21 protein-coding genes are annotated in these 19,232 nt (G+C 57.4%); 17 read left to right on the top strand and 4 right to left on the bottom strand.

The window, feature by feature from the left end:
* The first annotated feature begins 24 nt into the window (after window positions 1-24).
* The 10 genes from gshB to MPRO_RS24945 all read left to right on the top strand — a co-directional run bounded on the left by gshB (window position 25) and on the right by MPRO_RS24945 (window position 9,565).
* On the top strand, window positions 25-975 hold the full coding sequence (gshB, locus tag MPRO_RS02200) for a glutathione synthase (RefSeq protein WP_067286412.1): 951 nt from the start codon (window positions 25-27) through the stop codon (window positions 973-975).
* Between the two features lie 8 nt (window positions 976-983).
* Window positions 984-1,961: an energy transducer TonB gene (locus tag MPRO_RS02205; RefSeq protein ID WP_245635010.1), complete on the top strand. Its 978-nt coding sequence runs from the start codon at window positions 984-986 to the stop codon at window positions 1,959-1,961.
* Window positions 1,962-1,995: 34 nt separating this feature from the next.
* Window positions 1,996-2,565: a YqgE/AlgH family protein gene (locus MPRO_RS02210; RefSeq protein ID WP_067286416.1), complete on the top strand. Its 570-nt coding sequence runs from the start codon at window positions 1,996-1,998 to the stop codon at window positions 2,563-2,565.
* A 162-nt stretch (window positions 2,566-2,727) separates the two neighbouring features.
* The gene (gene ruvX, locus MPRO_RS02215) at window positions 2,728-3,204 is read left to right on the top strand and encodes a Holliday junction resolvase RuvX (protein ID WP_067286418.1); all 477 of its coding nucleotides are present in this window, start codon (window positions 2,728-2,730) and stop codon (window positions 3,202-3,204) included.
* Window positions 3,185-3,694, top strand: a complete 510-nt coding sequence (gene pyrR, locus MPRO_RS02220; RefSeq protein ID WP_067286419.1) for a bifunctional pyr operon transcriptional regulator/uracil phosphoribosyltransferase PyrR — start codon at window positions 3,185-3,187, stop codon at window positions 3,692-3,694. Before ruvX ends, pyrR begins: the two co-directional genes overlap by 20 nt.
* A gap of 14 nt (window positions 3,695-3,708) precedes the next feature.
* On the top strand, window positions 3,709-4,719 hold the full coding sequence (locus MPRO_RS02225) for an aspartate carbamoyltransferase catalytic subunit (RefSeq protein WP_067286421.1): 1,011 nt from the start codon (window positions 3,709-3,711) through the stop codon (window positions 4,717-4,719).
* A gap of 20 nt (window positions 4,720-4,739) precedes the next feature.
* The gene (locus tag MPRO_RS02230; RefSeq protein WP_067286423.1) at window positions 4,740-6,011 is read left to right on the top strand and encodes a dihydroorotase; all 1,272 of its coding nucleotides are present in this window, start codon (window positions 4,740-4,742) and stop codon (window positions 6,009-6,011) included.
* Window positions 6,012-6,303: 292 nt separating this feature from the next.
* Window positions 6,304-6,807: a putative pterin-binding protein gene (locus MPRO_RS02235; protein ID WP_067286426.1), complete on the top strand. Its 504-nt coding sequence runs from the start codon at window positions 6,304-6,306 to the stop codon at window positions 6,805-6,807.
* Between the two features lie 27 nt (window positions 6,808-6,834).
* Complete coding sequence (locus tag MPRO_RS02240; protein WP_067286428.1) at window positions 6,835-8,796, top strand: putative bifunctional diguanylate cyclase/phosphodiesterase; 1,962 nt, start codon at window positions 6,835-6,837, stop codon at window positions 8,794-8,796.
* A gap of 55 nt (window positions 8,797-8,851) precedes the next feature.
* Window positions 8,852-9,565, top strand: a complete 714-nt coding sequence (locus MPRO_RS24945; protein ID WP_158651721.1) for an SDR family NAD(P)-dependent oxidoreductase — start codon at window positions 8,852-8,854, stop codon at window positions 9,563-9,565.
* Here the strand turns inward: MPRO_RS24945 and MPRO_RS02255 are convergent.
* From MPRO_RS02255 to MPRO_RS02270, 4 genes are all read right to left on the bottom strand, one after another.
* Entirely contained in the window at window positions 9,446-9,967 is a 522-nt protein-coding gene (locus MPRO_RS02255; RefSeq protein WP_067286434.1) for a 2-amino-4-hydroxy-6-hydroxymethyldihydropteridine diphosphokinase, read from the bottom strand. The two genes, MPRO_RS24945 and MPRO_RS02255, sit on opposite strands and share 120 nt — an antisense overlap.
* A 137-nt stretch (window positions 9,968-10,104) precedes the next feature.
* Window positions 10,105-11,355: an MFS transporter gene (locus MPRO_RS02260; protein ID WP_067286436.1), complete on the bottom strand. Its 1,251-nt coding sequence runs from the start codon at window positions 11,353-11,355 to the stop codon at window positions 10,105-10,107.
* A 225-nt stretch (window positions 11,356-11,580) separates the two neighbouring features.
* Window positions 11,581-12,747: a PilT/PilU family type 4a pilus ATPase gene (locus MPRO_RS02265; protein WP_067286438.1), complete on the bottom strand. Its 1,167-nt coding sequence runs from the start codon at window positions 12,745-12,747 to the stop codon at window positions 11,581-11,583.
* Window positions 12,748-12,774: 27 nt separating this feature from the next.
* On the bottom strand, window positions 12,775-13,809 hold the full coding sequence (locus MPRO_RS02270) for a type IV pilus twitching motility protein PilT (protein ID WP_067286440.1): 1,035 nt from the start codon (window positions 13,807-13,809) through the stop codon (window positions 12,775-12,777).
* Between the two features lie 93 nt (window positions 13,810-13,902).
* On the opposite strand from MPRO_RS02270, the gene MPRO_RS02275 reads away from it, so the two are divergent.
* The 7 genes from MPRO_RS02275 to rdgB all read left to right on the top strand — a co-directional run bounded on the left by MPRO_RS02275 (window position 13,903) and on the right by rdgB (window position 19,178).
* Window positions 13,903-14,616, top strand: a complete 714-nt coding sequence (locus MPRO_RS02275; RefSeq protein WP_067286442.1) for a YggS family pyridoxal phosphate-dependent enzyme — start codon at window positions 13,903-13,905, stop codon at window positions 14,614-14,616.
* Entirely contained in the window at window positions 14,613-15,437 is an 825-nt protein-coding gene (gene proC, locus MPRO_RS02280; RefSeq protein ID WP_067286444.1) for a pyrroline-5-carboxylate reductase, read from the top strand. Before MPRO_RS02275 ends, proC begins: the two co-directional genes overlap by 4 nt.
* A gap of 96 nt (window positions 15,438-15,533) precedes the next feature.
* Window positions 15,534-16,076 carry a YggT family protein gene (locus MPRO_RS02285; protein WP_067286446.1) on the top strand — a complete coding sequence of 181 codons (543 nt, stop codon included), beginning with the start codon at window positions 15,534-15,536 and terminating at the stop codon, window positions 16,074-16,076.
* Window positions 16,077-16,331: 255 nt separating this feature from the next.
* Window positions 16,332-17,507, top strand: a complete 1,176-nt coding sequence (metX, locus tag MPRO_RS02290) for a homoserine O-succinyltransferase MetX (RefSeq protein WP_067286448.1) — start codon at window positions 16,332-16,334, stop codon at window positions 17,505-17,507.
* The gene (gene metW, locus MPRO_RS02295) at window positions 17,498-18,088 is read left to right on the top strand and encodes a methionine biosynthesis protein MetW (RefSeq protein ID WP_067286450.1); all 591 of its coding nucleotides are present in this window, start codon (window positions 17,498-17,500) and stop codon (window positions 18,086-18,088) included. Before metX ends, metW begins: the two co-directional genes overlap by 10 nt.
* A gap of 14 nt (window positions 18,089-18,102) precedes the next feature.
* Window positions 18,103-18,564 (top strand): DUF4426 domain-containing protein, encoded by a 462-nt coding sequence (locus MPRO_RS02300; protein ID WP_067286454.1) that lies wholly within the window; start codon window positions 18,103-18,105, stop codon window positions 18,562-18,564.
* Window positions 18,561-19,178 (top strand): RdgB/HAM1 family non-canonical purine NTP pyrophosphatase, encoded by a 618-nt coding sequence (rdgB, locus tag MPRO_RS02305; RefSeq protein WP_067286459.1) that lies wholly within the window; start codon window positions 18,561-18,563, stop codon window positions 19,176-19,178. The genes MPRO_RS02300 and rdgB overlap by 4 nt, the downstream gene beginning before the upstream one ends.
* Window positions 19,179-19,232: the final 54 nt, after the last annotated feature.

The raw sequence follows: 19,232 nt of genomic DNA on the forward strand, positions 1-19,232 counted from the left end.
GGCTTACACAGGATGCACCCGCGCATGTCCATCAAGGTTGGCATCGTCATGGACCCCATCGAGTCCATCAATTTCAAGAAAGACAGCTCCCTCGCCATGCTCTGGGCCGCCCAGCAGAAAGGCTGGGAGCTGTACTACATGGAACAGCAGCACCTTTACTCCCGCGATGGCCAGGCCCTGGCCGACATGGCACCACTACGCGTGGCCATGGATCCGGACAACTGGTTCACCCGTGGCGCATACACCACCAGGCCGCTGGCGGATCTGGATGTGATCCTGATGCGCAAGGACCCGCCGTTCAACAACGAGTTTGTCTACAGCACCTACCTGCTGGAGCAGGCTGAGAAGCAGGGCACCCTGGTGGTTAACCCGTCGCAGCGGCTGCGGGACTTCAACGAAAAACTGTTTGCCACCCACTTCCCGCAGTGCTGCCCGCCGGTACTGGTAACGCGGCGCGATGATCTGTTGCGCCAGTTTCACGCCGAGCACGGCGATGTCATCTTCAAGCCACTGGACGGCATGGGCGGCAGCCAGATCTTTCGCATCCAGCCCGATGGCGTCAACCTCGGTGTCATTATTGAGACCCTGACCAAATACGGCACCGAAACCATAATGGCGCAGAAATACCTGCCCGAAATAGCCCAGGGCGACAAGCGCATCCTGATGGTAGACGGTGAACCCGTGCCCTATGCTCTGGCACGCATTCCCATGGCCGGCGAAACCCGCGGCAACCTGGCCGCTGGAGGTTCCGGCGAAGGGCGCGAGCTGACCGACCGCGATCGCTGGATCTGCGACCAGATCGGACCCACGCTGCGCGAGCAGGGTTTGCTGTTTGTCGGTCTGGATGTCATTGGTGACTACCTCACCGAAATCAATGTCACCAGCCCAACCTGCATCCGCGAACTGGATAACCAGTTCGGGCTCGACATAGGCATGCAGTTGATGGACGCCATTGAGCGCAAGCTACAGGCCTGAGGCGCAGCTTGAACAGACTCACCACTGCAATCCCAACTACCACCGGCCCTGCGCCGGCGGTGGGCCTTATGGATCGGTTTGGTTTTACCCTTTTCGTGGCCATCACAGTACACGCCATAGTGCTGCTGGGGATTAGTTTCTCGACGGCGGAATTCAAGCCGCCGCGCAAGACGCTGGATATCACCCTGGCACGCTTCGAGTCCGTAGAAGCCCCAAAAGAAGCCGACTTTATCGCCCAGGCCAATCAGCTGGGCAGTGGCACCGCCGAGACCAAGCGTGCGCCCTCGACGCTCGAAGACGCCCCCTTTCACAGTAACGAACAGCAGCAACAGGCCAGACAGCAAAGCCTGCCGCAGCCAGAAGCCAAAGAAATTACACCTCAGCCCGTCCCAATACCCGTGCCGGCGCCCGAAATCGCCAAGCCCAAACCCGTAATAGCCACCCCCAAGCCACAAAAAGTAGTCACCACCACAGCACCCGCCAAACAGAAGCAGAGCAGCCAGCCCGCAGCAGCCAAGTCCGCTGCACCGCCGCCGACGCCTGGGGTTTCGACCTCGCTGCTGGCCCGCAGTCTGGAGATTGCCAGCCTGCAGGCACAGCTCGACCTGCAACAGGAGCAGTTCTCCAGGAAACCCAGGGTTCGCCGTCTCACCGCGGCTTCTACGCTAGGCGCCATTGATGCGGCTTACCTGGACAGCTGGCGCCGTGACATCGAACGTACCGGCAACGACAACTACCCCTCAGAAGCCCGCAAGCAGGGCATTTACGGCAGTCTGCGGCTGCTGGTCTCCATACTGCCGGATGGCAGCGTCAAGAACATAGAGATACTGCAATCTTCGGGTTACAAGGTCCTCGATGACGCTGCCGTACATATCGTCCAGCTGGCGGCGCCCTTCCCTGCCTTTCCGGTGGAAATGCGCAAAACCACCGATGAACTTGAATTAATTCGGACCTGGAAATTTGAGAATCAGACCCGGCTGTACTAATCCTTTAGGTGAACCTCCCAAATGATGTACGCCAATGTCTTTCAAGACCAGCAGTCTGCGCGACCAGTTTCTGATCTCGATGCCGCACATGCACGATGCCCATTTCGAGCATACCGTGACCTACATCTGTGATCACAGCGAGTACGGCGCCATGGGCATCGTCATCAACCGCCCACTCGACCTGCGCCTGGATGCTTTGCTCAAGCACCTGGACACCGAAGACAGTCTGCCGGTAAAGGATAACCGCCAGATTTACGCCGGCGGCCCGGTTCAGGGCGAGCGCGGCTTCGTGCTGCACCGCTGCCAGGACAGCCCATGGCTGGCCACCTATCAGGTGACCAATGAAGTCTGCCTGACCACCTCCATCGATATTCTCGAAAGTATCGCCGCAGGCAAGGGCACGCCGGATGCACTGATCGCACTGGGTTATGCCGGCTGGGGTGCCGGACAACTTGAACGCGAAATCAGCGATAACGCCTGGCTCAGCTGCCCGGCCAATCTCGATATACTGTTTAATCTGCCCGCCGAACAACGCCTGCATGCCGCCGCCTCGACTCTGGGTATCAACCTGGATCTGCTCACCGCTCAGGTCGGTCACACCTGAGTCACATAGCTCCCAAGCTGCAACCCGATACTGCTGAACCCACAACCAGCTGTTAAGTTGTTACGCCAACTTGGCTATAATGATGCGCGATTCTGACCCCGCACCCCTGTGGGCGCCGGACCCTCTCACCGCCTCCCCGGGCCATCAAATATTGCGGATTTAATGAGCGCAGACTGCCTACAGGCATTAGCCTTCGACTTCGGAACCACCCGTATTGGCGTCGCCGTCGGCCAGACCCTTACCGCCACCGCCACCGCAATCGCACCTGTCAGTGCACGCGACGGCATTCCCGACTGGGATCAGATAGACCGTATAGTGCAGGAATGGTCTCCCGACGCCCTGGTGGTTGGCATCCCTCTGAACATGGATGGCAGCATCAGCGACATGGCCCGGCGAGCACGCAAGTTTGCCAACCGCATGCATGAACGCTACCAGCTGCCGAGCTTTCTGATGGATGAGCGCCTGAGTACACGTGAAGCCAAAGCGATTCACCGCGCCGCCGGCGGCGGCACCAATTACAAGAAGGAATCGGTGGACGGCATAGCGGCACAACTGATTCTTGAAAGCTGGTTTTCCAGCGAGCAACGCATTCCCAGCCACTCTCGACTGGAGGACCTCTATGACATCGGACAATCTTAGTGTCGACGCCTTGCTCGACAACATGGCCATACAACTCAAATCCATTCTGGAGCAGCGCCAGATCAGCAATCCGCTGATCGTGGGTATCCGCACCGGCGGCGTCTGGCTGGCTGAGCGACTGCAGCAAAAACTCGCCCTGCAGGAACCCATAGGTATTCTGGATATTTCGTTCTACCGCGACGACTTCACCAAGAAGGGCCTTAACCCCAGCGTGCAGCCATCCCAGTTGCAGGGCGACACCGAAGGCCGCCACATTATTCTGGTGGACGATGTCCTCATGTCCGGGCGTACCGTGCGCGCGGCGCTCAATGAGCTGTTCGACTATGGCCGTCCTGCTTCGGTCATCCTGGTGACACTGCTGGATCTGCAACGCCGCGAACTGCCGGTGCAGGCCGACGTTGTGGGCGGCACCCTGGTGCTGGGCCCCAATCAGGTCGTCAAGCTCAGTGGCCCGCAGCCGCTGGAACTCACCATTCGTCAACGTACCTGATTCGGGCCCATATCATGTTTGAACACAACGATCCCAACCGGATTCAGCTCAACAGCAATGGTCAGCTGCGCCATTTTCTGACCACCGAAGGCCTGTCCCGCGAACTGCTGACCGAGATTCTCGATACCGCTGACTCCTTTGTCGATATGGGTGCCAAGCAGATCAAGAAAATGCCGCTGCTGCGTGGCCGCACTGTAGTCAACCTGTTCTTCGAAGCCAGTACTCGCACCCTCAGCACCTTTGAGCTCGCCGCCAAGCGCCTGTCCGCCGACGTACTGAACCTCAACATCAGTACTTCGTCCACCTCCAAGGGCGAAACCCTGAAAGACACCTTGATGACGCTGGAAGCCATGCATTCGGACATGTTTGTGGTACGCCACGCAGACAGCGGCGCGGCTCACTTTATCGCCAGCCAGGTGACACCCCATGTCGCTGTGATCAATGCCGGCGATGGCCGCCATGCGCACCCGACTCAGGCCATGCTCGATATGCTGACCATCCGCCGCCACAAGGGCAGTTTCGAGCCACTGAAATTCGCCATTGTTGGCGACATTCTGCATTCCCGTGTAGCGCGCTCGCAAATCCATGCACTGCGTACTCTGGGCGCCTGCGAAATCCGAGTTATAGCCCCCAAGACACTGCTGCCGCGCCATATAGAAGCCATGGGCGTGAAAGTGTTCACCGACATGCGCCAGGGGCTGAAAGATGTCGATGTCATCATGATGCTGCGCCTGCAAAAGGAACGCATGACCAGCGCCCTGCTGCCGAGCGAATCCGAGTTCTACAAGCTCTATGGCATGACCACCGAAAAGCTGGCCTACGCCCGTCCCGACGCCGTGGTCATGCACCCGGGCCCGATCAACCGCGGCGTCGAAATAGAATCCGCCATCGCCGACGGCCCCCGCTCGCTGATTCTCGATCAGGTGACCAACGGCATCGCCGTGCGCATGGCCGTGATGTCCATGGCCATGAGCGGCCAGATGGTCGAAAAGCAGCTGCAGCAATCGGCCTCCGCCGCCCACTGACCACAACAGGAAACCACTCGATGAACATCAAGATAGCCGGTGGCCGTGTGATCGACCCGAGCCAGTCACTGGACAAGATCTGCGACCTGTATATCAGTAACGGCGTTATCGCAGCCCTTGGCGATGCACCGGCGGGCTTTGTACCAGACAGCACCCTGGATGCCACCGGCCAGGTGGTCTGCCCTGGGCTGGTCGATCTGTGTGCTCACCTGCGCGAGCCTGGCGCCACTCACAAGGGCAGCATCGCCCAGGAAAGCCAGGCCGCAGCCGCAGGCGGCATCACCACCCTGGTGGCAATGCCGACCACCAGCCCGATCGTCGATACCCCGGCGGTCGCTCAGCTGATCCAGGACAAGGCCCGTGCCGCCGGCAAGACCCGCGTCCTGCCCATGGGTGCCCTGACCCAGGGCCTGGCGGGTGAGCAGCTGTCACCGATGCACGCCCTGGCAAGCTCCGGCTGCATTGCCTTTACCAACAGCCGCCGCCCCATTCGTAGCAGCCTGGTGCTGATGCGCTGCCTTGAGTACGCCGCCACCCATGATCTGCTGGTGGTGTTTCAGGCCCAGGACGCTGAACTCGCCGGCGGCTGCATGCACGACGATACCACCAGCACTCGACTGGGCCTTGCCGGCATCCCGGAAGCCGCCGAAACAGTGGAAGTGGCACGCTGTCTGATGCTGATCGAGCAGACCGACGCACGGGCGCATTTCGGCCAGATATCCTGCGAGCGCTCAGCTCGCATGATCATGGAGGCACGCGAACGCGGCCTGAAGGTGAGTGCCGATATAGCAGTCCACCACCTGCTGCTCAGTGACAGCAACGTCAATGGCTTTGACAGTAACTTCCATGTGATACCGCCGTTGCGCAGCCAGCTGGACCGTGCCGGCCTGCGTCAGGCGCTGCTGGCCGATGGTATCCAGGCAATCTGTTCAGACCACCAACCCCATGACCCCATCGCCAAACAGGCCCCTTTTGCCGCCACTGAACCAGGCATCGCCGGCCTCGAAACACTGCTGTCACTGAGCCTGATGCTGGTTGAGCAAGATGTACTTGAACTGCCGCAGCTCATCGCAAAACTGACCTGGGAGCCTGCACAGGTCCTGGGCATTCAGGCCGGCACGCTGGCACCAGGTGCCCCGGCGGATATTTGCGTGTTCGACCCGGCGGCACACTGGACGCCATCGGCGGCCACAACCCGCTCCGGCGGCGCCAACAGCCCCTTTATGGGTATGGAACTGCGTGGTCAGGTGACCCATACCTTGCTGGGCGGTACTACCGTGTTTCAACGCTAGCACGTCAAGGCGGTGCTGCAGCCCTGCAGCACCGCCTTTCAGCCATATTCACTCGAATCTCAACGAGCCGTGTGAAAATTGATTTTCCCCTTTAATGTTCTAGGCTTAAGCGGCTCGCCTAACTCAGGGACGATCATGGCCAGATGCATTCAAACCGTTGCAACACCGCCCTTGGGAACAGCCATTCCGGCCCCTTGTTACCGACCCTTTATCTGTAAACACAGACCACCGAAACAACCATTTTTTCACATGGCCGCACTGGCACAGACCTCAGCCAAGAAGGACTACCGGCATGCTTTCTTTTCGTCGATTGATACTTTCATTGAACCTGCTGCTTTTCGTCGCCCTGCCAGGCCAGGCCGATGACACTACAAGCGGGCCTGTGCTGACACTCAGCGGCACCATCAGTGTGACCAACAGCGACAGCAACACTTATGTATTTGATATGGCCATGCTTGAAGCACTACCGCAGTACAGTTTCACCACATCCACTCCCTGGTACCCTGAGCCACACAAGTTCTCAGGCCCGCTGATGCGGGATATCCTTGCCAAGGTTGGAGCCAACGGCGAAACCCTTACGGCGGTTGCTCTGAACGAGTACAAGGTGCGTATACCTGTGGACAACAGCACCCGCTTCAACCTGATCGTGGCGACACACAGGGATGACAAGCACATGACCGTACGTGAGAAAGGTCCCCTGTTCGTGCTCTATCCTTTTGATAACGATAGCGAAACCCAGAGCCAGGTATACTACGACCGCTCCATATGGCAACTTAAGGCTATCCACATCGAGTAACATCGCCGGAGCCACAAAGACGAACACATGCAGTCAAACAAGAGCATCACCTACTGGCTCATTCTGATCAGCACCTCTTTGCTGCTGGTGTTTTCCGGTGTGCTGTATCTGCAGTTTCACCATAGCCGTCTGCTCAGCGGCACTGTCCAGTACAACGAGAGCAATGTCAGCTGGAATATTTTTCAGCTGCAATCAGAAGCATTGCGCTTCAACAATGCGCTCTACACCGCGGTGCTGGACCCCTCCAGCATCGACATGAACAAGCTGCGCCTGCGACACGATATTTTTTACAGCCGCGTCGATACGGTCACCTTCAACCCGGCGTCCGAGCAACTCCTCAACGGCACTGCCTACCTTACAATTATCAAGAGCACCTACGATTTTCTGGAAAGTATCGACCCCTACTTTGGCGAGAGCTACCGCAAGCCATTGGATCGCGAAGCAATGCTCGCCATCCTGCAGCAGCTCGTGCCTCTGCAGGAAAAACTGAACGACCTATCACTTGCCTCGGTGCACCAATCCGGCCTCCATGCAGAAAATCGCGCAGCTGAAGTTCAACGCCAGATTGCCATCAGCACCAGGCTTATCCTGTTCCAGCTGGTACTGACGCTACTCTTTTTCTATATCGTTGTTCGACAGATCAAGCAATTGCAGGCCAGCCGGGAAGACCTCAGCAAGGTGGCCAATTACGACCCCCTTACGAGCCTGCCTAACCGACGTCTGTTTCTCGACCGGCTGGAACAGGAACTAAAAAAAGTACACCGCACCAAAGATCACCTGGCGCTGCTGTTTCTCGACCTCGACAACTTCAAGGATATCAACGATACCCTGGGTCACGAAGTCGGTGATCTGTTGCTACAGGAGGCCGCACGACGGCTCAGAAAATGCGTGCGTGAGTCCGATACGGTGTCTCGCCTGGGCGGCGACGAGTTCACCATTATTCTGAGTGATATGGCGAGCACCGAAAATGTTGCCGGTATCAGCGAGGCGATTTTAAAAACCCTCAGCGATCCGTTTGAACTCGATGGACGGGAAGGCTTTGTGTCTGCCAGCATAGGCATTACGTTTTACCCCGACGATGCCGACGACGTAAACTCACTGCTCAAGAACGCCGACCAGGCCATGTATGTTGCCAAGGAGCGGGGACGCAACCGCTTCCATTACTTCACCGCCTCCATGCAGGAAGCGGCTCAGACCAAAATGCATCTGGTCAATGACCTTCGCAGCGCCCTGGCGAAGAAAGAGTTCCAGCTGCATTACCAGCCCATTGTCGAGCTCACCACCGGCATTGTGCACAAGGCAGAAGTATTGCTGCGCTGGAAACATCCGCTGCGCGGCATAATCAGCCCACTTGAGTTTATCCCAGCTGCCGAAGAAACGGGCTTGATCATCGACATAGGCAACTGGGTCTTCCATGAAGCCGCCTGTCAGGCCCAGCGCTGGCGTCAGCAGTACCAGTCGAGCTTCCAGCTGAGCGTAAATACGTCCCCGCTACAGCTTCGGGCCGATACAAACAGCTTTGAGAGTTGGCGCAGCAGCCTGAAGTCCCTCGAGCTGCCTGGCAATGCTATCGCCATCGAAATTACCGAAAGCCTGCTGATGGATGCCAGTTTTGCCAAACGCCTGGTAGCCATTCACGCCATGGGGGTGGAAGTATCGCTGGATGACTTCGGCACTGGCTACTCGTCCATGTCCTATCTGAAAAAATTCGACATCGACTACCTCAAGATCGACAAATCCTTTGTTGCCAATCTGCAACAGGGCTCAAGTGATCTGGCCATTTGCGAAGCGGTTATCGTAATGGCCCACAAGCTGGGTATTATGGTCATTGCTGAAGGTATCGAGACATTAGAGCAACGCAACTTGCTCAATGCCATGGGCTGCGATTTCGGGCAGGGATATCTGTTCTCTTACCCGGTTCCGGCAACGGCCTTTGAAAAGCTGTTCGAATCCCGCCCCAAACCACTGACTGTTACAGACCAGAAGTAGACGCCAAGCCGCCTCTGTGCGCGCCTAACGCATCATCACTATCGAGAGACTCCAAGTGAACACAGTACTGATTACAGGCGCGAGCCGCAGGCTCGGCCTGCATCTGACACAGGCCTTCCTCGCGCAGGGCTGCAAGGTGATTGCCCTTACCCGCAAGGCCAGCGCAGAGCTTGACGCTCTGAGTACGCAGAACCTCCAGGTCGTACTGGTCGACTATGGCTGTGAAGTATCCCTGGCTGCAGCCGTCGACAACATCCGCAGTCAGCATAAAGCGCTCTCGTTACTGATCCACAATGCATCGCTGTTCGAAAAGGACGCCGCCCACAAGGATGACCTGTGCAGCTTTTACGACGAACTCTACCGGGTGCACATGCGCCTGCCGGCCTACCTCAATGAAGCACTGCAGCCACTGCTGTACAACGAGACTCAGGCCGGGTGTATTGTCCATATCACTGATATTTACGCCGACAACCCAAATCGGGAATTTGGCCTCTATTGCAGCACCAAGGCGGCCCTGGAAAATCTGACAAAATCCTTCGCCAAAAAATACGCCCCCGGCATCAGGGTGAACAGCATAGCCCCAGGCCCACTCATGTTTTTGCCGAGCCACAAAGACGATGAAAAGAAAGCAGTGCTCGATCAGACCCTGCTAGTGGGTGAATCCGGGTTCGAACCCATTCTTCAGGGCATAGGATTTATAGTCGATAACCAGTTTGTTACGGGCAGCAGCATTAAAATAGATGGAGGCCGGTCGATCGGAAAAATATGACCCAAAGAGTGCCACGCGGGCCTTGTTTGATGATTTACTGAGCACCTGCTGCAAATAGCTTTCGCGGCAGCCGCTGAAAACATTCAACGAGAACTTGCGGCTGCACAGGATGATATCAATATCGCAGGTGCGATCCTTGATACTGCGATCGCAGTCTGAGCGGTCCCGCCCAAGCATCTCTTCCACGCTGCAAAAGAATGCCTTGAGTGAATCCTGCGCCATATCACTTTGAATCACCACCAGGGTATTGATGAACACCTTGTCGGTAACCATGCACTCGGGCTTGGTATAGGTGCAGGGGTAAACGAACGCAGTGGTGAAATGCTCCAGCAGGACTTCCAGGCACTTAGCAACATTGACCTCGGGATCTATATTGGAGCCGACCGACAGATAGTAATACATATAGCCTCATTCCCTGCCCCTGTAGGGCTTTATTTTTATAACTCAGGGCCGTGGCAGAGAGCGCGCAATTCAGCTATGGAACACAGAATCTGCCCGCTGCCATCGCGGTTCCCCTGCATGCTGTCAAACAATAAAACCTAGGCGGACACGCCTTTGAGCACAGCGGCAACCTGACAGCGCTGCCATAGCACAACCACCAGTGCGGCCGTAGCCAGGGCGCAGGCAATAAGCACCCCCACGAACCCCACCACTTCAGCGACAGACCCCATAAAAAAGGCCCCCAGTGCCGGTACTCCAAGACTCACCACCGTCCAGATGCTCAGCACCCGACCGCGGTAAGCATCCGCCACACAGACTTGAATCAACGACTGGCAACCCGTGCCAATCATGGTCACCGCCATGCTTACCAGCATGATCATAAGCCCCAGCCCCGCCAGGTCTCGTACCCAGGCCACCAGCAGCACCACCACCGAGCACAACAACAAGGAAGCAAACACCAGCTGCAACAGAGTACGCTCCCGTCCACGCATACGTGACACTATGACCCCGCCCAGCACAGAACCAACGCCGGCAAGGGCGCTCAGGCTCGCAAGAGTGCCTGCATCACCATTGATCAGGCGGCCCGAAATTGCCGGCAGCAGCTCCATGATGCTGCGACCGATCATCCCATCCACCATGGTCAGAATCAGTACCAGACGAATCAGCGGCGAGTTGCGAATCACCACCAGTCCCTGCGACATGGCCGTGAAAATGGACTCGGCATGATGGGGCGAGCGTGGGACATGCACCTTGATGCGCAGCAAAAACAGCGAGCCCACCCCAAACAGGGCCGAGACCAGCATAAATGCTGCTGCAGTAGATACGGATACCAGCAACCAGGCACCCAGGGCAGGCCCGATAATGCGAGAGATATTGTAAGTAATGGAGGCCAGCCCGACGGCACTGGGCAGCGACGGCCGCGCCACCAGGTGTGGCAGCAGCACAAGGCGCATGGGGTGCTGCGCGGCAGAGACCACTCCAAGCATAAAGGCCAGACACAGTATCCAGTTCAGCGAGAATACGCCCTGAAAGTTCGCCACAGCAGCGCTGACGCTGATCACGGCTTCACTCAGATAGGCCACAAGCATGCCCTGGCGCGGATCAAGACGATCCGCCAGCACACCGAACACCGGCGATAAAAAGAAAGTAGGTAGCAGCATGGCGGCGCTGACAGCACCCACCCAGAGCGGCGACTGGGTGAGGTCCCAGGTGCTCCAGCCAATCAGAAAACGGGTAATCCAGGTCGCCAGCGTCAGAAAGGCGCTGCCACCGAAATAGAGACAGAATATGCGAGATGAAAAAGCCGACCGACAGGACGACCGGTTTTCAATGCTTCGTTGAAAAACCATAGTGATCCATAGCTTATTATTATACTTGCACGCCACTGCGCTGCCGGGTTGTCAGCTTTCCGGACAGTTTTAGCATCAGGCGCAAAACGCTGTTATTAAAGTAATTTACACGAAAACGGTGTGACTACCAGCCCGAATCAACGTCCAGCCAGAAACAAAAATGGAGCCCTGCGGCTCCATAATATGCGGGGTCGCCAGTACGACGACTCCAACCTGGCGTAGCTGTTACATGGTTTTGATGTCGATATTGCCTTTTTCGTTCAGATAATCATCCTCTTCCTGCAGCAGGAAGGAGTTATCTTCCGGCGGTGCCGCCAGATCCGGGTTGGTATCGGCATTGAGTTTGATCATCAAACGCAGGTCGTTGGCGGAATCGGCATGGGCAAGCGCCGAATCGTAGGTAATGGTGCCCTGCTTGTACAACTCGAACAGCGCCTGGTCGAAGGTCTGCATACCGAGGTTGGTGGATTTCTTGATGACTTCCTTGATCGCATGTACATCGGCCTTGCGAATCAGATCGGAAATAAGCGGCGTATTGATCATGACTTCAATGGCTGCGCGCCGCCCCTTGCCATCGGTCGTAGGCAGCAACTGCTGCGCCACTATGGCCTTGAGGTTGAGCGACATGTCCATCCAGATCTGACTATGGTGCTCTGGCCCAAAGAAGCTGATGATACGATCCAGCGCCTGGTTGGCATTGTTGGCATGCAATGTCGCCATACACAAATGGCCGGTTTCCGCAAAGGCCAGGCCGTGCTGCATGGTTTCCTTGGAGCGAATTTCACCCATCAGAATCACATCCGGCGCCTGGCGCAAGGTGTTCTTCAAGGCCACATCAAAGCTTTCCGTATCGATACCCACTTCGCGCTGGGTAATGATGCTCTCCTTGTGGTCGTGCATGTACTCGATCGGATCCTCGATGGTGATAATGTGTCCACGACTATGCATGTTGCGATAGTCGATCATGGATGCCAGCGAGGTCGACTTACCTGTCGAGGTGCCGCCGACAAACAGGATCAGCCCGCGCTTTGTCATGGCCAGATCTTTCAGCACCGGAGGCAAATTCAGCTCATCCATCGAGGGGATATGCGTCGCGATGCGACGCAGTACCATGCCCGGCGAGTTGCGCTGCATAAAGGCACTGACTCGAAAACGACCCATGCCTCGGGCACTGATGGCGAAGTTGCACTCACTGGTGCCCTCAAACTCAGCCAGCTGCTTGTCGTTCATGGTGCTGTACACCAGAGAGCGCACCTGCGATTGAGTCAGCGGCTCCTTGGTGAGCGGCTTGATGGTCCCGTCTACCTTGATGCTCGGACGAGCGCCCGCGGTCACGAATAAATCCGATGCGTCGCGGTCGATGACTACTTTCAAAAGTTGTGTAAAGTCCACTACCTGTTACCCCGAGCCTTGTACCCGTCAGAAACCCTGCGGATTCTTTGCTTTTTCCCGCGCAAGTTCGCGCGAAATGAGTCCTTTTTTCATCAATTCAAGCAACGCCTGATCCAGCGTCTTCATACCAAAAGCAGCGCCTGTCTGGATGGATGAATACATCTGTGCAATTTTGTCTTCACGGATCAGATTGCGTATGGCAGGTGTACCTATCATGATTTCATGCGCAGCCACACGGCCACCATTGGTCTTTTTAAGCAGTGTCTGCGAAATAACGCCCTGCAATGACTCCGAAAGCATTGAGCGCACCATCGATTTTTCCGCCGCCGGGAAAACGTCGATCACACGGTCGATGGTCTTGGCCGCCGAGGTGGTATGCAATGTGCCGAACACCAGGTGACCCGTTTCCGCCGCTGTAAGCGCCAGACGAATGGTCTCAAGGTCTCGCATCTCACCCACCAGTATAACGTCTGGATCTTCACGCAATGCCGAACGCAGTGCGTTTGAAAAGCTCTGCGTATCGCGATGCACTTCGCGCTGGTTCATCAGGCACTTCTTGCTTTCATGCACAAACTCGATCGGATCCTCGATGGTGAGAATGTGATCGGGGCGAGTATCATTGACGTAATCGACCATCGCCGCCAGGGTGGTACTTTTACCGGAACCGGTAGGCCCGGTTACCAGCACCAGGCCACGGGGCAGGGACGCAAGATCCTGGAACACCTTGCCCATGCCGAGATCTTCCAGTGTCAGCACGCGACTCGGGATGGTTCGAAAAACCGCCGCCGCGCCGCGGTTCTGGTTGAATACGTTGACACGAAAGCGCGCCAGCGCGGGAACATCAATCGAGAAATCAGCCTCGTAGGTATCCTCAAAGGTCTTGCGAACCTTGTCGTTCATAATGTCATATATAAGCGACTGAACGGCCTTGTGATCCAGCGCCGGCAGTTTGATACGGCGAATGTCGCCGTCAACACGAATGACCGGTGGCATACCGGCCGAAATATGCAGGTCGGAAGCCCCTTGCTGCACCGCAAACGATAATAGTTCGGTTATATCCATAGCGTTGGGCACCCGGTACCACTTCCATTGGAGCCCCTATTTCTAGCAGAATAGCCCAGTCAATCCAATGGCCGACGGTACTAAAAGCAGGGTATGAAAAATATAGTAGACAATATTTGCGCTGTACGCGCACAAATCACCCGCGCCGCGCATCTTACCGGACGGCCTCCCCAGAGCATACAATTACTGGCGGTCAGCAAGACTCGGCAGGCGGATGAACTGCGCCAGGCGTTCGCCGCCGGCCAGCATGCTTTCGGCGAAAACTACCTGCAGGAAGGTCTGGACAAGATCGCGGCACTGGCCGACCTTGCCATCGAATGGCATTTTATTGGCCCGATTCAGTCCAATAAAACCCGCCAGATTGCCGACCACTTTCACTGGGTACACAGTGTCGATCGCCTCAAGGTGGCCCGCAGGCTGTCGGAGCAGCGCCCCACCAATATGCAGCCCCTGAACATTTGCCTGCAGGTCAACATCAGCGCCGAAGCCAGCAAATCAGGCTGCCTGCCCGATACCCTAATCGAACTGGCAAGGCAGGTTGCTCAGCTGCCCGGTTTGCAACTGCGCGGGCTGATGGCTATTCCTGCTGCCAGCCAGGATACACAACTGCAGCAGCAGGCCTTTGCTGCTCTGCGCACTTTGCTGCAGCAACTGCAAACCGAGCTGCCACAGCTGGATACCCTGTCGATGGGCATGTCCGGTGACATGGACGCCGCTATCGCAGAAGGGGCCACTATAGTGCGCATTGGCAGCGCCATTTTCGGCCCCCGAACCTACCCCTCACCTAGCCAGGACACCCCATTATGAGCACGCAACCGACTGTAGCCTTTATCGGCGCCGGCAACATGGCCCGCGCCATCATCGCCGGGCTGCTGCACAACGGCTACCCTGCCGCCAGCATCTGGGCCACAGGCACTCGGGCGGAAAAACTGGCCGATCTGAACACCCTGGGTATTAACACAGGCACCGACAACAATGCCGCCGCAGCCGCGGCGGACATCCTAATCCTCGCGGTCAAGCCGCAGATGATGAAACAGGTTTGCGCCCCGCTGCGCGACACCGTAATGCAGCGGCGCCCACTGATCGTTTCGGTGGCCGCAGGTATCGCCTGTGACAGCCTGGATCTCTGGCTGGGCGGCGACAATGCCGTTGTGCGCTGCATGCCCAATACTCCATCCCAGGTACAAACCGGTGCCAGCGGCCTGTTCGCCAACGAGAAAGTCACTCAGGTACAGAAACAGCAAACCGAACTGTTGCTAAAGCACGTCGGATTGGCGCTCTGGGTGGAGCGCGAAGAGCTGATTCACGCTGTGACCGCCGTATCAGGCTCAGGGCCCGCCTATTATTTCCTGTTTATGGAAGCCATGATCACCGCCGGAGAGAAACTGGGACTGGCGCCTGAAACCGCCACTGCCCTGACCTTGCAAACCGCCCTGGGTGCTGCGCGCATGGCCAGCGACAGTGCGCTCAGCCCTGCGCAGTTGCGCCAGGGTGTCACCTCTCCCAAGGGCACCACAGAACAGGCCATACTGTCATTTCAGAGCGCGCATCTTGAAGCTCTGGTGGAAGATGCCATGCAGGCCTGTGCAAATCGTTCGAAGGAACTCGCAGAGCTTCTGAAGGACTAGCAGGACATCGCACCGCCCGCGCGGTTCATTCAGCCCGCGAAAGGCTCTATACTTGCCAGCAAATCAACAGCTTGAATCTAAGGCGGCGAAACAGCCATGGGACAGGATCCGATTATTCTGATCATCCGTACAATCGGCGAGCTCTATGCGTTCATCGTCGTTTTGCGTTTCTTACTGCAGCTGGCCAAGGTGGATTTCTACAATCCCATCAGCCAGGCCGTCGCACGGCTCACCAGCATTCCACTGGCGCCCCTGCAACGGGTCATTCCCCGGGCGGGCTCCGTAGACCTGTCTGCGCTGGTACTGGCCTATGGCGTGAAGCTGCTGACATTGTTCCTGCTACTCATGGTCGCAGGCCAGAGCCTGCCCATCGCCAGCCTGTTGCTGTATGCACTCGCAGGCTTGCTGAATACCCTGCTGACCATCGCCTTCTGGGCCGTAATAGGTGCGGTTATCATCAGCTGGATAGCACCCAATAATTATCATCCGGCGCCCCAGCTCATCCTGCAGCTGACCGAACCGCTATTTGCCCTGGCCCGCAAGGTGATTCCGCCCATCGGTGGGCTGGACCTGTCGCCGATCCTGATTTTCCTGGCCATTCAGATCATGCAGTCCCAGGTCAGCCGCCTGGTCATGTAGATGACAAACACCTATTCAGTGGCAGGGAGACAGCCTGACACTGAATTGCGCATCGGCAAATTGGGCCCAACGATCAAGCGCTGCGGTGATCTGCATGGCTGGCCGTTTGAACATACGCATCAGGCTAGCGGCGCTATTAGTCCCGCCATGGAAATACCAGGCCACGCGCGACACCTGCCATAGCGTTATTTGCCCCGGGTTCTGCGCCGCTTGCACGGCCTGACCCCGATTACTTCAGTACCTGGATATCAGCCAATGCCAACATCCACTCCTGCAGACTCGGTCGGCCTTGTTCAGCCGCAGCAATTCCAGTTTGACCAGCCACTGGAGCTCGCCTGCGGACGCCAACTGGACAGCTATAGCCTGACGGTTGAAACCTACGGCACGCTGAACGCAGACCGCTCCAATGCAATTCTGGTATGTCATGCCCTCTCCGGCAATCATCATCTGGCCGGTTATCACAGCATGGACGACCCCAAACCCGGCTGGTGGGATTCGGCCATAGGCCCTGGCAAGGTTATCGATACCAACCGCTTTTTTGTTGTTGGGCTGAACAACCTGGGGGGCTGTCACGGCTCAAGCGGGCCCAATCAGCCGAACCCCGAGACGGGCGCTCCCTATGGCCCCGATTTTCCGATCGTCACTGTCGCCGACTGGGTCCAAAGCCAGGCGCGCCTTGCGGACCGTCTGGGCATCCAGCAATGGGCCGCTGTCATCGGGGGCAGTCTGGGTGGCATGCAGGCGCTACAGTGGGCGATCGACTACCCGCAACGCCTGCGTCACTGCATTATCATCGCCGCCGCCGCCAGGCTCTCGGCGCAGAATATCGCCTTCAATGAGGTGGCACGCCAGGCCATTACGCGGGACCCGCAGTTCCACGACGGCCACTACTACGCCGAGCATGCCATCCCCAAAACCGGCCTGATGCTGGCGCGCATGGTGGGGCATATTACCTACCTGTCAGATGACGGCATGCGGGAGAAATTCGGCCGCGACATGAAACGTGGCAAGCTGAGTTTTGACTTGAGCCCGCAGTTTGAGATCGAGTCTTATCTGCAGTATCAGGGGGAGCGTTTTTCCACCGCCTTCGATGCCAACACCTATCTGCTGATGACAAGAGCACTGGATTACTTTGACCCGGCCGCACTCTATGGAGACAGCCTGAGCGAGGCGCTGCGCGGCGCCCAGTGCAAATTCAAGGTCATATCCTTCACCACCGACTGGCGTTTTTCACCCGAGCGTTCGCGGGAAATTGTCGATGCCCTGATTGATGCCGGCAAGGCCGTCAGCTATGCAGAAATCGACTCGCCCCAGGGGCATGATGCTTTTCTGATCCCGATACCACGCTATATGGAAGTGTTCGGCGCCTGCCTGGGTCAGGTGGCCGCCGATATACCTTCATCTGCAGGAGAGCCGCTGAGATGCGCGTAGACCTGGATATCATTCAGAACTGGATCAGACCCGGCACCCGGGTGCTGGATCTTGGCTGTGGCGACGGAGAACTGCTGAGTTACCTTGCCACACACAAGCAGGTCACGGGTTACGGTCTGGAGATTGACCACGACAATATCACCGCCTGCCTGGAGGCCGGGGTCAATGTGATCGAAAAGGACATAGACGAGGGGCTGGCGACGCTGCGTAATGCCAGCTTTGATGCCGTGATAATGACCCAGGCGCTGCAGGTCATGCACCGTCCCGATCAGATCATTGACGAGATGCTGCGTATCGGCAAGGAATGCATCATCACCTTTCCGAACTTTGGCCACTGGCGAGCACGCAGCTATCTGGCGCTGCGCGGCAAGATGCCGGTGTCAAAATTCCTGCCCTATACTTGGTACAACACCCCAAACATCCACTTCTGCACCTTCAAGGATTTTGAACGTCTGTGTGTTGAACGCAACATTCATATTCTGGACCGTACCGTCGTGGACAATGAACATCGTGACCGCTGGTGGCTGCGACTTTGGCCCAATATGCTGGGCGAAATCGCCATCTACCGCATCACCCGATAACATCAGGAGCCCCCATGAACGCGTTAACATCCACACTGCGCCATAGCCTGCAGGGCTTGCTTGCAAGCCTGGCGCTCAGCACAAGTTTCGCCCAGGCAGACCAGTTCGTCGCCTACGGTGACTATGAAGTGCACTACAACGCTTTCAACAGCACTTTTGTCGAGCCCCAGGTGGCCCAGAGCTATGGCCTGACCCGTAGCAAAACCCTGGCCCTGATTAATGTAGCGGTGTTGAAAAAAGCCAGCGACGGCAGCAAAACGCCGGTGAGCGCCATCGTCAAGGGAAGCGCCAGCAACCTGATCGGCCAGAGCAGCGACATCAGTTTCAAGAAAATTGAAGAAACAGACGCGCTCTATTACATCGGCGGCCTGCCCTTTTCCAACGACCAGCTGATGCGTATCGCGCTCGACGTCCAGCCGGATCCGAACCAGCCCGCCTACAGCATCCAGTTTGAACAGACCTTCTACGCCGAATGACCACACTCAATCACCCACGCATCATCCTGGCCAGCGGCAACGCCGGAAAACTGCGCGAATTCAGCCAGGTGCTCGCCCCCCTGCACATCGAGGTGCTGCCGCAATCGGCCTTTAATGTCAGCGACGCCGACGAAACCGGCCTCAGCTTTATCGAGAACGCCATCCTCAAGGCGCGCCATGCCTGTCGCAGCACCGGCTTGCCGGCACTGGCCGACGATTCCGGGCTTGAGGTCGACGCCCTCGATGGTGCCCCGGGCATCTACTCGGCGCGTTTCGCAGGCCCAGGCGCCACTGATGCCGAAAACAACAGTCGGCTGCTGCACCAGCTCAAGGATGTACCGGATGCCCGGCGCAGCGCACGCTTTCGCTGCGTACTGGCCTTTATGCGCCACGCTGAAGACCCCACTCCGCTGATCAGTATTGGCACCTGGGAAGGCCATATACTGCATGCGCCCAGGGGTGAGCAGGGGTTCGGTTACGATCCGCTGTTTCTGCTGCCAGAACTCGGCATGAGCTCCGCCGAACTGCCCCGCGAGCAGAAAAACAGTCTTAGTCACCGCGGCCAGGCCGTGGCCCGCCTGGTCGAGCAGATCGGCCCCTACCTGAAGAACTGACGGACTTTAGCCGCGACTCATGGGATAATCCGCATTCCGCCACACTGTACTGGT

The sequence above is a fragment of the Marinobacterium profundum genome (genome assembly GCF_001528745.1).
In the GTDB taxonomy this organism is placed as follows: Bacteria; Pseudomonadota; Gammaproteobacteria; order Pseudomonadales; family Balneatricaceae; genus Marinobacterium_A; species Marinobacterium_A profundum.